This is a genomic window from Actinoplanes sp. NPDC051470 (genome assembly GCF_040682035.1).
Taxonomy (GTDB): domain Bacteria; phylum Actinomycetota; class Actinomycetes; order Mycobacteriales; family Micromonosporaceae; genus Actinoplanes.
This window is the reverse complement of sequence record NZ_JBFBAA010000003.1, coordinates 170136-182736: the sequence shown is the minus strand read 5'-3', so window position 1 is coordinate 182736 and position 12601 is coordinate 170136. Positions and strand designations below refer to the sequence as shown.

8 protein-coding genes and 1 riboswitch are annotated in these 12601 nt (G+C 71.6%); of the genes, 2 read left to right on the top strand and 6 right to left on the bottom strand.

Annotated features, from left to right (window positions below; all coding sequences use genetic code 11):
- Positions 1–8: 8 nt before the first annotated feature.
- Together AB0M54_RS07950 and AB0M54_RS07945 are read right to left on the bottom strand one after the other, a co-directional pair.
- Positions 9–1310 (bottom strand): DUF58 domain-containing protein, encoded by a 1302-nt coding sequence (locus AB0M54_RS07950; RefSeq protein WP_364325509.1) that lies wholly within the window; start codon positions 1308–1310, stop codon positions 9–11.
- 3 nt (positions 1311–1313) lie between these two features.
- A complete protein-coding gene (locus AB0M54_RS07945; protein WP_364325506.1) occupies positions 1314–2366 on the bottom strand; it encodes a MoxR family ATPase in 1053 nt (350 codons plus the stop codon).
- A 342-nt stretch (positions 2367–2708) separates the two neighbouring features.
- Between AB0M54_RS07945 and AB0M54_RS07940 the strand changes: the two genes are divergently transcribed.
- Entirely contained in the window at positions 2709–5546 is a 2838-nt protein-coding gene (locus tag AB0M54_RS07940) for a M36 family metallopeptidase (protein ID WP_364469806.1), read from the top strand.
- 211 nt (positions 5547–5757) lie between these two features.
- The gene (gene leuS, locus AB0M54_RS07935) at positions 5758–8571 is read left to right on the top strand and encodes a leucine--tRNA ligase (protein ID WP_364470045.1); all 2814 of its coding nucleotides are present in this window, start codon (positions 5758–5760) and stop codon (positions 8569–8571) included.
- 75 nt (positions 8572–8646) lie between these two features.
- Here leuS and AB0M54_RS07930 read toward each other — a convergent pair whose 3' ends face one another.
- Genes AB0M54_RS07930 through AB0M54_RS07915 form a run of 4 tightly spaced genes read right to left on the bottom strand, consistent with a single transcriptional unit; the run spans position 8647 to position 12020 of the window.
- The gene (locus tag AB0M54_RS07930) at positions 8647–9270 is read right to left on the bottom strand and encodes a maleylpyruvate isomerase N-terminal domain-containing protein (RefSeq protein ID WP_364325500.1); all 624 of its coding nucleotides are present in this window, start codon (positions 9268–9270) and stop codon (positions 8647–8649) included.
- A gap of 19 nt (positions 9271–9289) precedes the next feature.
- Positions 9290–10051: a VTT domain-containing protein gene (locus tag AB0M54_RS07925; RefSeq protein ID WP_364325497.1), complete on the bottom strand. Its 762-nt coding sequence runs from the start codon at positions 10049–10051 to the stop codon at positions 9290–9292.
- A 42-nt stretch (positions 10052–10093) separates the two neighbouring features.
- Positions 10094–10807, bottom strand: coding sequence for a glutamine amidotransferase (locus AB0M54_RS07920; RefSeq protein ID WP_364325494.1), 714 nt, complete (start codon positions 10805–10807; stop codon positions 10094–10096).
- Positions 10797–12020, bottom strand: a complete 1224-nt coding sequence (locus tag AB0M54_RS07915; protein WP_364470043.1) for a MurT ligase domain-containing protein — start codon at positions 12018–12020, stop codon at positions 10797–10799. Before AB0M54_RS07915 ends, AB0M54_RS07920 begins: the two co-directional genes overlap by 11 nt.
- 374 nt (positions 12021–12394) lie before the next feature.
- A riboswitch (cyclic di-AMP (ydaO/yuaA leader) is annotated at positions 12395–12596 on the top strand.
- Positions 12597–12601 lie beyond the last annotated feature (5 nt).

Sequence of the window (12601 nt, the reverse complement as noted above, 5' to 3'; positions counted from 1 at the left end):
GATCAAGGTCATCGCCGGCCGCCCCCGGCCACCGTCTCGGCCATCGCCGCGCGCCATGCGAAGCCCTGCGAGCCTCGGGCCGCGGCCGGCCAGAGCGCGGGCAGGGTGTCGCCGTGGCGTACCGGCAGCGACCGCCAGCCGCTGCGGACCAGGGCCAGCGCCGCCGCCTCCTGCGCCCGGTCGGCCTCCTGCCGTTCCGGGTCGGGCAGGCTGATCCAGGTGGTGCTGTCGATGGCGAACCCGATGCAGGTGGCGCCGTTGCCGCGGAGCCCGCTGAGCACCTCGGCCTCGGCCACGGTCAGGCTGCCGAACAGGCCGATCACCAGGCCCCCGTCGGAGCGGCGGCGGACCTGTTCGACGAGCACCGAGATGTCGCCGTTCTGGGCCGTCGTCACGTCGGCCAGGGTGTCCAGGATGACGCCGTCGCCGGCCACCTCGGTCGCGTCGACGTCGATGCCGGTGCCGGTGACCAGGCGCAACTTGTAGCCCGCGTGGCGCAGGTGCACCGCGATGCTCGCCGCCGCGGACACCGCCCACTCGAAGCTGGCCGCCGGGCCCTCACCGCGGTGCGCGTACACCCGGGTGTCGAGGACCACGGTCGCCCGGCTCTCCCAGGGCTGTTCCTCGCGCCGGACCATCAGCTCGCCGGTGCGGGCGGTGGACCGCCAGTGCACCCGGCGCAGGTCGTCGCCGCGACGGTATTCCCGGGTCGCCGCGTCGTCCTCGCCGTGCACCGCGACCGAGCGGGCGCGGCTCTCGCCGGTGCCCGCGTACTCCCCGGCCAGGCGCACCGTGGGCAGCGGGACGACCTGGGGGATCACGGTCAGCCGGTCGATGCTGGGGAACGAGCGGTTCAGCTCGCACAGCCCGAACGGGTCGGTCAGCCGGATCACCAGCGGGCCGACCGGGTAGCGGCCGCGCACGTCGGCCCGCACGGTGTACGCCACCGAGCTGGCCTGATGGGCCCCGAGCCGTTCGAGCACGACCCGCGGCCGGGACCCGAGCGCGAACGGCAGCCGGTCTTCCAGCATCAGGGTGCCGGTGGGCAGCCGGGACAGGTTCTGCAGCCGCAGGATCACCCGCGCGCTCGAGCCGACCGGGGTGCGGCCGGGCTCCAGCGAGCGGGTGCAGGCGAGCTTGTAGCGGCTACGTCCCACGTACGCCGCGGCCAGCAGGGGTAGCGCGGCCAGCAGGATGGCCACCCGCAGCAGGTCACGCTCGCCGAGGATGAACGCCGACAGTCCGGCGGCGGCCGCGGCGGCGAGGAACGACCGGCCGCGGGTGGTCAGGCCCCGCATGGCCTCGCGCATCGGTCAGCGCCCCCGGGTGTCGTACGTGTTCCCCCGGTTGTCGCCGGCCTGGCGGGTGTCGTACGGCGACCGCGCCCGGTCGTGCGGCAGCGGGAGCCGGTGCACGATCTCGGCCACGATGGCGTCGGTGGTGCGCCGGTTCAGCTGAGCATCCGTGGTGGGGATGATGCGGTGGGCGAGCACCGGGACGGCCAGCGCCTGCAGGTCGTCGGGCAGGACGTAGTCGCGGCCCTCGAGCGCGGCGACCGCCTTGGCCGTGCGGACCAGCTGGAGCGTCGACCGCGGGGACGCGCCGAGACGGATCTCGGGGGCCTCCCGGGTGGCCGTGACCAGGGCGATCGCGTACTGCTGGACGGCGTCCGAGGCGTGCACGTCGCGGGCCGTGGCGATCAGCCGGCGGACCATCGCCGCGTCGGCCACGGCACGCAGGGCGTTCAGCGGGTCGACGGCGCCGTGCCCGGCGAGCATGGCCAGCTCGGCCCGCGGGTCGGGGTAGCCCATCGCGATCCGGGCGGTGAAGCGGTCGCGCTGCGCCTCGGGGAGGGGATAGGTGCCCTCCATCTCGATCGGGTTCTGCGTCGCGATCACCATGAACGGCGCCTGCAGCTCGTACGTGGTGCCGTCGACCGTGACCTGGCGCTCCTCCATGCACTCGAGCAACGCCGACTGGGTCTTGGGCGAGGCCCGGTTGATCTCGTCGCCGACCACCAGGTTGGCGAACACCGCGCCCGGCTTGAACTCGAAGTCGCGCTGCTCCTGGTTGTAGACGCTCACCCCGGTGACGTCACTGGGCAGCAGGTCGGGCGTGAACTGGATCCGCCGGACCGAGCAGTCGATGCTGCGGGCGAGCGCCTTGGCCAGCTTGGTCTTACCGACGCCGGGCACATCCTCGATGAGCAGATGGCCCTCGGCCAGCATCACCGCGAGGGCGAGCCGCACGGTGGCGTGCTTGCCCTCGATGACGTGCTCGATGTTCGCCATGATGGCCTCGGTGGCGACGCGGAACTCGTCGAGCTGCATCGGTCCGCCGGGCTCATCCCAGGTGGGGGTTGTCACGGGCCTCCTCCATGTCGTCCTTGCCCTTTCCTACGTGCGTACACCGAAAGGGCACCGAAGGTTCGCGGGCGGCCGGCGGTCCGTGGGCCTCCGGCGCTCGCCGCCCGTTCTCCACAGGTTAGCCCGGTCACAGCGAGACGCCGACCCGGCCGGGGGACAGGATGCCAGTAAGGGTCAACCGGACGAACATCACGGTCGGGTAAAGAATCGGACATCGATCTGGTTACCTAAGTCGATGGAGCAGAAGGATCGGCGATCGATGGAACACCCAAACGGGTTGCCGGTCGTGACGCGCTCCACGAGAGCCCCGGCCGTGGCCCGGACAGGCCGAGGGGACCTGAAGTGACAAATCTGTATGCACCACCCAGCCGGCGGTGGCTGGCCTCCGCCGCGGGCGTGGTGTTACTCGCCGGGCTGCTGCCGGCGACCGCGCAGGCCGCGCCCGCCGCCCCGGCGCCCCAGCCGGCGAACACAACCGCCGAGCTGCCCAACTTCGATGCGCGTGATCTCGCTCCGGCCAGGACCGGCACGGCCGCCGCGAAGCGCACCCTGGCCGCGGACAAGGCCGGATCGCCGGCCCGCGACCTGCGTGCCGCGCTCGGCGTGCAGGGTGTCGTCGAGATCGACCGGGCGACCGGTACACCCCGCCAGGTCGCGAAGCTCGACGGCTTCCTGACCGCCGCCAGCAAGGCCGCGCCGGAGAAGATCGCCCGCGACTACCTGGCCGCGCACAGCGACGTCTTCGGTCTCACCTCGGGCGACAACGCCGGGCTGAAGCTGCGCAAGGACTACGTCGACATCGCGGGCACCCACCACCTGAGCTTCACGCAGAGCGTGGGCGGCGTGGAGGTATTCGGCAACGGCGTCAAGGCGCACATCGCCAAGGACGGCCGGCTCGTCTCGGTGGACGGCTCCCCGCTCGCCGGCCTGCCCGCCTCGGCCGGCACCGCGAAGCTCGACGCGGCGGCCGCCCGGAAGGCGGCCGTGCGGGACGTCTTCGGCGACTCCACGGCGACGGTGAAGTCGGCCGCCGCCGGAACCACCAAGTTCAGCGACGGCGGCAACGCCCGCCAGGTCGTCTTCAACACCGCCGCCGGCCCGCGGCTGGCCTGGCAGGTGACCTCGATGGACGAGGGCTACCTGAGCGTGGTCGACGCGGCCGACAGCAAGGTCCTGTTCCGGCAGAACATCGTCGCCAACGACCACGCGCAGACCTGGGAGAACTACCCGGGTGCCCCGTCCGGCGGCACCCAGCACACGGTCAACCTGAACAAGTGGCTGCCGGTCGACGCCCCCAAGCTTGAGGGCAACGTCGCGCACGTCTTCTCCGACGTCAACGACGACGACACCGCCCAGGCCACCGAAGAGGTCCTGCCGGCCGCCAAGCGCAGCTTCGACTTCCCCTTCACCGACTTCTCGGCCCAGGTCGGCGGCCGGTGCTCGGCGCAGTACAAGTGCTCCTGGAACCCGGCCGTGCCGAACTCCTGGCAGACCAACCGGTCCCAGAACGCCACGCAGATGTACTGGTTCCTCGGCAACTGGCACGACCACCTGGCCGCCGCCCCGATCGGGTTCACCCGGGCGGCCGGCAACTTCGAGGCGGTCGACGGCGACGCGGTCGTGGGCAACGCGCTGGACGGCGCCAACACCGCGAACGGCCTGCCCGACGCCGACCACGACGACAACGCCAACATGGCCACCCCGGCCGACGGCACCTCGCCGCGGATGCAGATGTACCTGACGCTGCCCACCGCCACCCGCATCGCGTCGAACACCGGCGACGAGGCGGACGTGGTGTACCACGAGTACACCCACGGCCTCTCCAACCGCCTGGTGGTGGACGCGACCGGCAACTCCACGCTGAACAGCCAGCAGGCCGGCGCGATGGGCGAGGCCTGGAGCGACTGGTACGCGATGGACTACCTGGCGTCCCAGGGCCTGCTCCCGGACACCGCGACGGACGGCGAGCTCAAGGTCGGCGTCTACTGGTCCTCGGGCGGCTCCATCCGCACCGAGGCGACCGACTGCTCGCTGAACAGCACCGTCGCCGCCTGTGCCGGCACCCCGGCCGCGGGCAAGGGCGGCTACACCTACGGTGACTACGGCCGGATCCGTCCGTCCGGCGTCCCCGAGGTGCACGCCGACGGTGAGATCTGGGCGCAGACCCTGTGGGACCTGCGCAAGGTGATCGGCAGCCAGAAGGCTCGTTCGCTGGTGACCCGGGCGATGGAGCTCGCGCCGGCCGACCCGACCTTCCTGGACATGCGCAACTCGATCCTCCAGGCCGATCTGGTCGTCAACGACGGCAAGCTGCAGAAGAAGATCTGGACGGTCTTCGCCGACCGGGGCATGGGTTACTTCGCCGGGGCGCTGAACGCGGCCGACACCTCGCCGGTCGAGGACTTCTCGTTGCCGCCGAACCCGAACTCGCCGCGCGGCTCGCTCACCGGCACGGTCACCGACCAGGAGACCAGCCGGCCGGCGCCCGGTGTGACCGTCGCCTTCGGCGGGCACGCCTCCGGCTTCGCCGGTGACTACGCGGCCGTCACGGCGGCCAACGGCACGTACACGATCAGCGGGATCATCCCGGGCACCTACCCGAAGGTGTTCGCGCAGGGTGCGGGCTACGACCCGAACTCGGTCGCGGCCATCTCGATCCGGTCCGGCGCCAACCGCAAGGACTGGGCGGTGCGCCGGGACTGGGCGGCGGCCAGCGGTGGCGCCACGATCGTGTCGGCCACCGGCCCGGACTACACGTCCTTCGGCTGCGGCCCGATCGGCCTGATCGACCAGGGTCAGGGCTCCGGCTGGGGCTCCGACGTGGCCGCCAACGGCCAGAACGCGGTGGTCAAGCTGCCGGCCGCGGTCACCATCAGCCAGCTGGTGATCAACCCGTCCGCGACCTGCGGCGACGACGCCACCGCGGGCACCGGCGACTTCCGGGTGGAGACGTCCGCGGACGGCGCCACCTGGACCGTCGCGGCGTCCGGCCGGTTCCCGCTCAACACGGTGACCCCGCAGGTCGTGCCGGTCACGGCCGGCGGCACCAACGTCGGGTACGTCCGGTTCACGATGGTCAACTCGCAGGCGCAGGCGGCGGGGCTCTGCCCGGCCGCGGTCAGCGGCTGCACCTTCCTGGACTCCACCGAGCTGGCGATCTACGGATCTCCCACGGCGTGAGCCACTAGGTAGCAACAGGTGATACCGGTCGCCGTCGCACGGCGGCGACCGGTATCATGCAACACATGGCCCGGTCGTTCCTGCTTCTTAGCCGGCCGTGCTGACCCGTCACTCCTGACGTCAGCGCGGCGCCCCCTCCTGCGAGAGGGGCTTTTTTGTGCCCTCAAGCAGGCCGTGAAACGTCCGTGGCCCGTTGACTTTTGAAGACGAGATGGTGACGATGAGCGACCCCGAGACCCCGCCGTTCCGCTACACGGCCGCGACCGCCGGCGAGATCGAGCCGCGCTGGCAGGCGTACTGGGCGGAGCATGAGACCTTCGCCGCGCCGAACCCGGTGGGCGACCTGGCCGACCCGGACCACCCGCGGTTCGGGGCGCCGAAGCTGCACGTGCAGGACATGTTCCCGTACCCGTCGGGCTCCGGCCTGCACGTCGGGCACCCGCTGGGCTACATCGGCACCGACTGCTACACCCGGTACAAGCGGATGGCCGGGTTCAACGTGTTGCACCCGATGGGCTTCGACGCGTTCGGGCTGCCCGCCGAGCAGTACGCGGTGCAGACCGGCACGCACCCGCGCACCACCACCGAGACGAACATCGAGCGCTACCGCGGTCAGCTGCGCCGGCTGGGCCTGGCCTACGACAACCGCCGCTCGCTGGCCACCATCGACCCGGACTACTACCGCTGGACCCAGTGGATCTTCCTGCAGGTCTTCAACTCCTGGTTCGATCCCGAGGTACGCAAGGCCCGCCCGATCGACGACCTGATCGCCGAGTTCGAGAGCGGCGCGCGCGCGACACCCGACGGCCGCGCCTGGGCCGGCCTGTCCGCCGTGGACCGCCGCCAGGTGATCGACGGGTTCCGGCTGGCCTACGTCAGCCAGGCGCCGGTGAACTGGTGCCCGGGGCTGGGCACGGTGCTGGCCAACGAGGAGGTCACGCCGGACGGCCGCAGCGAGCGCGGCAACTTCCCGGTCTTCCAGCGCAACCTGAAGCAGTGGATGATGCGGATCACCGCGTACGGTGACCGGCTGGTCGAGGACCTGGACGTGATGGACTGGCCCGAGCCGGTCAAGCACATGCAGCGCAACTGGATCGGCCGTTCCCGCGGCGCCCACGTCGACTTCCCGATCGACGACCGGGTCATCAGCGTGTTCACCACCCGACCGGACACCCTGTTCGGCGCCACCTACATGGTGCTGGCGCCCGAGCACGAGCTGGTCGAGTCGATCATCCCGGCGGCCTGGCCGGCCGGCACCAACGAGAAGTGGACCGGTGGCGCCGGCACGCCCGCGGCGGCGGTGGCGGCCTACCGGGCCGCGGCGGCGGCCAAGACCGAGGAGGAGCGCACCGCCGACGGCAAGGTGAAGACCGGCGTCTTCACCGGGGCGTACGCCACCAACCCGGTCAACGGCACGCGGGTCCCGGTGTTCATCGCCGACTACGTGCTGGCCGGCTACGGCACCGGCGCGATCATGGCGGTGCCCGGCCAGGACGAGCGCGACTGGGCCTTCGCCGAGGTCTTCGAGCTGCCGATCATCCGTACGGTGGCGGCGCCGGCCGACTTCGAGGGCGCGTTCACCGGCGACGGCCCGGCGATCAACAGCGACTGGCTGGACGGCATGAACGTCGTCGACGCCAAGGCCGCGATGATCTCCTGGCTGGAGGAGCGGGGCAAGGGCAAGGGCGCGACCACCTACCGGCTGCGTGACTGGCTGTTCAGCCGGCAGCGCTACTGGGGCGAGCCGTTCCCGATCGTGTACGACGAGACCGGCCTGCCCGTGGCGCTGCCCGAGTCGATGCTGCCGGTCGAGCTGCCGGACGTGGACGACTTCTCCCCGCGTACCTTCGACCCGGACGACGCGGACAGCGAGCCGGAGACCCCGCTGTCCCGCAAGAAGGACTGGGTCGAGGTCGAGCTGGACCTGGGCGACGGGCCGAAGACGTACACCCGCGAGACCAACACGATGCCGCAGTGGGCGGGCTCGTGCTGGTACGAGCTGCGCTACACCGACCCGCACAACACCAAGGTGCTGGCCGACCCCGAGAACGAGGCCTACTGGATGGGCCCGCGGGAGCCGGGTGACTGCGGCGGCGTCGACCTGTACGTCGGCGGGGTCGAGCACGCCGTGCTGCACCTGCTGTACGCCCGGTTCTGGCACAAGGTGCTGTACGACCTGGGTCACGTGTCGTCGTTCGAGCCGTTCCGCAAGCTGTTCAACCAGGGCTACATCCAGGCGTACGCCTACCAGGACGCGCGTGGCTTCTACGTGGCCGCCGAGGAGGTCGTCGAGACCGACGGCAAGTTCTTCCACGACGGCCAGGAGGTCACCCGCAGCTACGGCAAGATGGGCAAGTCGCTGAAGAACGTCGTCACCCCCGACGAGATGTGCGACATGTACGGCGCCGACACCTTCCGGGTGTACGAGATGGCGATGGGCCCGCTGGACGTCTCCCGCCCGTGGGAGACCAGGGCGGTGGTCGGTTCCCAGCGCTTCCTGCAGCGAGTGTGGCGCCTGGTCGTCGAGGAGGAGACCGGCGCCGTCCGCGTGACCGACACCCCGCTGGACCCGAAGCTGCGCAAGCACCTGCACCGCACCATCGCCGGCGTCCGGGAAGACCTGGACGAGCTGCGCTTCAACACGGCCATCGCCAAGCTGATCGAGCTGACCAACGCGCTGACCCCGCAGGCGGAGTCCACCCGTGAGGCGGTCGAGCCGCTGACCCTGATGCTGGCGCCGTTCGCCCCGCACCTGGCCGAGGAGATGTGGGGCCGGCTGGGCCACGAGGGCACGCTGGCCTACGCCGACTTCCCGGTGGCCGACCCGGCCCAGCTGGTGGCCGAGTCGATCACCTATCCGGTGCAGATCAACGGCAAGGTCCGCGGCCGGGTCGAGGTGCAGCCGGACGCGGCCGAGGACGAGGTACGCGCGGCCGCGCTGGCCGTGGTGGCCGACGCGCTGGCCGGTCGCGAGCCCAAGAAGGTCATCGTGGTGAAGGGCCGCCTGGTCAGCGTGGTCGTCTGACCGGTAGCTCCCGACCAGTGGTAGCCAGGCCCGGCATCCGTGCCACGGATACCGGGCTCGGCCACCACTGGCGGTTCAGCCGATGATCGAGTACCGGTCGGGGAGCGCGGCGCGTCCGGTCAGCGCTCGCAGCAGGAGCGGGCCGTCACCCACGGCGACGGCCACGAAGGTCGCCTGGGTGACCGCCTCGGCCATCGCGTCGAGGCCGGGCGAGAACTCCACCCCGGCCGCCGCGGCCACGTCCTGACCATGGACGACCAGCTCGAATGTCCGGGTCGGCACCCAGTCCTGCACGCGCATGCCGCCGGCCGCGGTCGTCACGACGTCGTCGTCCTTGGCCGCGGCGAGGGTCTGGGTGGCCCGGCCGATGAGCTCGTTCACGGCGCCCGCCGGATCGCCGCCGAGCGCCTTGCCGGCCTCCCGGGCGGACCGGCCCGACTCGGCGTGCGCCTTGGCCACCACGTCGACCGGCGCGACCCGGGCGAAGGCCCAGTACGCCTCGGTCGACGGGATCTCGACCTGGCCGGCCGGGGCGCCGAGCACCTCGGGCACGTCGCGCAGTTCGGTGGCGACGTGACCGACCAGGTCGAGCAGGCTCCAGTCGCCGAGGGCGGGAACGTGCCAGCGGTCGACCGGGACCCGGCTGACCAGGTCCGCGAAGGAGACCGCGGCGGCGCGGTAGGCATGGCGGAAATTCATCCGCCCACAGTGCCAGAGATCAGGCGGTGGCGGCGGCCAGGGCGGCGTCGCGGCGGGCGGCCCGGCGCCAGCGGACCACGATCGTCGTGGTCAGGGTGAAGCCGATCAGCGCCGGGGCCAGCGACATCGGGTTGAGCGAGCCGGGGGCGGTGACGGCGGCGCCGATGACCGCGTACGACACCGCGGACGGGATCGACGCGAGCGTGGTGCCCAGCAGGTAGCGCTTGCGGCAGACGCTGGTGGTGCCGTACGCGTAGCCGATCAGGCCGAACGGCGCGAGCGGGAGGAACCGCACCAGCAGCACCGCGGCCAGCCCGCGGCGGTTGAGCCAGCCGTCCAGGCGCTTCATCCGGCCGTCGGCCTTGGCGCCGAGCGCGCCCCGGCCGGCCCAGCGCCCGGCGTAGTAGGTGGCGGCGGCGGCGATCACCGCGGCGGCGAGGGCGGCCGCGGCGCCGGTGGCCGCGCCGAGCAGCGCGCCGCTGGCCAGCGTGATGGCCGTGCGGGGCACCAGCACGGAGAGCAGCAGGCCGCCGATCACGGCCACGCCGACCGCGGCGACCGGGCCCAGCCCGGCGACCGAGGCGGCGATGTCACGCAGCGGCAGCACCGCGGCGGCCACGGCCAGGCCGGCCACGACCAGGCCCAGCGTGCCGAAGCGGACCAGCCGGCGCCGCCAGGTGACCGGGGCCGGAGCGCCCTCGGTAGCGGTTGCAGCCAGGGGAGAGGCAGCCTGAGGGTCCGCGGAGGTGATGGCCTTCGGGGCGATCAGGGTGTCAGTCATAAAGGCTTACCGCTCCTGGTGTCGTCGGGCTGTTTCGGCTGGTCAGACGCTTGCTGCGGTGAGTCGCTCGGACCTGAGCGCCTCGGCCCAGGCATCGTCGACGGGGGCAAGACTATCCGCGCCCGTCGCCCAACGCAGTAGCAGATCGGCTATCGCTGGGTTGCGGGCCAGCGCCGGGCCATGGCTGTAGGAGCCGAGGATCTTGCCGTGCCAGGCGCCCTCGGTCTGCCCGTCGTTGCCGATGCCGGCGGTCACGTGGGCCAGCGGCGAAACGTCCGGCCCCAGGTGGGTACGCCCGCCGTGGTTCTCGAAACCGGTCAGCGGCGGCAGCCCGAGCCGCGGGTCGATGTCGCCCCGGAGCTCGCCGACGGCCCGCGTCTCGCCCCGGTTCGACTCCAGGTCGAGCAGGCCCAGGCCGGCGAACTTGGCCCCCTTGGCGAAGAAAGAGTGCCCGAAGAGCTGATAACCGGCACAGATGGCCAGCACCGCCGCGCCCTGGCCGACCGCCCGGTGGATGCCGCCGTCGGCGATCAGCCGCTGGGCCGCCAGCGCCTGCGGGCCGTCTTCCCCGCCGCCGATCAGGTAGATGTCGGCGGTGGAGGGCATCGGCTGGTCGGAGCGGACCTCGTGGGTCTCGGCCGGGATGCCGCGCAGGGCCGCCCGGTGGGCCAGGATCAGCATGTTCCCGCGGTCGCCGTAGGTGGACAGCAGGTCGGGATAGATCCAGACGATCCGCAGAACACTTTCAGTTGACACGGTCCAGCTCCGCTCGGATGTCCTGGAAGGCGGTGTAGTTCGCGATCACTTCGAGCCGTCCGGGCGGAGATGCCTGGATCGCCTCGTCGAAGGTCTTTACGTGGCGGAAGGGCACACCGTTCACCGTGAGGCGGACCGCGAGGTCGTAGGCCCGGTCGCCGGTGATCAGCACGGGCCGGCCGTCACGGAGCGGTGCGAAGTCGACGTCGTAGAGCCAGGAGGTGTCCAGGCCGTCGGGGTCGCGGGCGTTGATGGAGAGCAGGGTCGGCGCCACATCGGCCATGTCGAAGGCCTCGAGCCAGCTCGCCGGGTTCTTGGCCAGCAGCAGCCGGATGTTGCGGCCGTCGCGGTCGACCTGGGCGTACCGGCCGGCCACCGAGGTGACCGAGGACAGCCGGGGCACGCCCTCGATCGCGCGGACGCCGAACTCGGCCGCGGTGGCCAGGGCGGCGGCGGCGTTGCCGAGGTTGACCCGGCCCGGCAGCTGGAGCTTGACCAGGTGCCAGTCGCCGTTCGGGTCGGTGACGCCCTCGTCCTCGACCACCCACTGGGCCCGCGGCCGGCGCAGCGGGCAGCCGACGCACCACCACTCGCCCTCGCGGCGCTCGATCGACGAGCCGCACTCGGGGCAGACCCAGGAGTCGTCGTGCCACCGCTGGCCGGCGCTGAACCACGTGACGTTGGGGCTGCCGACGGCCGACCAGACCACCATCGGGTCGTCGGCGTTGGCGATCACCCGGATGTCGGGGTGGTCGGCCAGCGCGGTCCGCCACAGCTGCGCCATCATCGCCACCTCCTTCGCCCGGTCGAGCTGGTCGCGGCTGAGGTTGAGCAGCGCGACCGCGCGCGGGGTGGTCTCGTCGATCACCCGGGCCAGGTAGTGCTCGTCGACCTCGAGCACCGCGAACGGCGTGGCACCGGCCTTGGCCAGGGCCGAGGTGTGCCCGCTGGGCATGTTGGCGCCGAACGAGTTGGTCGCCACCGGGCCGAGCACGCCCAGCGCGGCGGCGGTGAGCCGGGTGGTGGTGGTCTTGCCGTTGGTGCCGGAGACAAGCGCGATCGCCCGGCCGGTGGCCAGGTTCTTCAGCAGGTCAGGGTCGATCTTGAGACCGATCCAGCCGCCGATGACCGAGCCGTCGCCGCGTCCCGCGGCCCTGGAGATCGCAGCGGCGGTGCGCGAGACGGAGCTCGCCACCTTCGCGCGCATGGGCATCTTCCCGTCCGTCACGGTGGCGACAGTACCCGAACCGGACAGAGCGTCGATCCGGCCGCCCGGTGGCTGCCGGCGGGACGGTCATACCGGAAATCGCGGTCCTCAAGATCATTCGAAAGTTTGTTAATTGTGTGGCGAGACTCACCCGTTACCTTCGACGTTCGGTGATCACCGCACTGCGTACCGCAGTGGCATTTGTCTTGAGCGATGTCCAAACCGGACATCGGCGCACATGCCAATTACTCTCCGTGGCCAGTCACGATCTGCAACCGTACGGAAATTCGGTTATCAAGGTCTGGCTGCCGGCGACCGCCCGCAGTTCGTGGACACGCGGGTCAACGCCGAGCTCTGCCCCGGCCCGATTCCACGACCCGAGTTCGAGAACATCCACACAAGGCGACGAGGGGCAGAGACGGGGGACCCAATCGGGTCCTCGCGAAGGCACCGTCACTACCGGCGGTGACCTGAGGGCTCAGGCCGTACGACACGGTCTTGGGGTGAAGCCGCCACGGCGGCCGGGCACACCTTCCCGCCCGAACCCGACAGCTAACCTCGCAGGCGTGCCGGAGGGATCTCTCTAC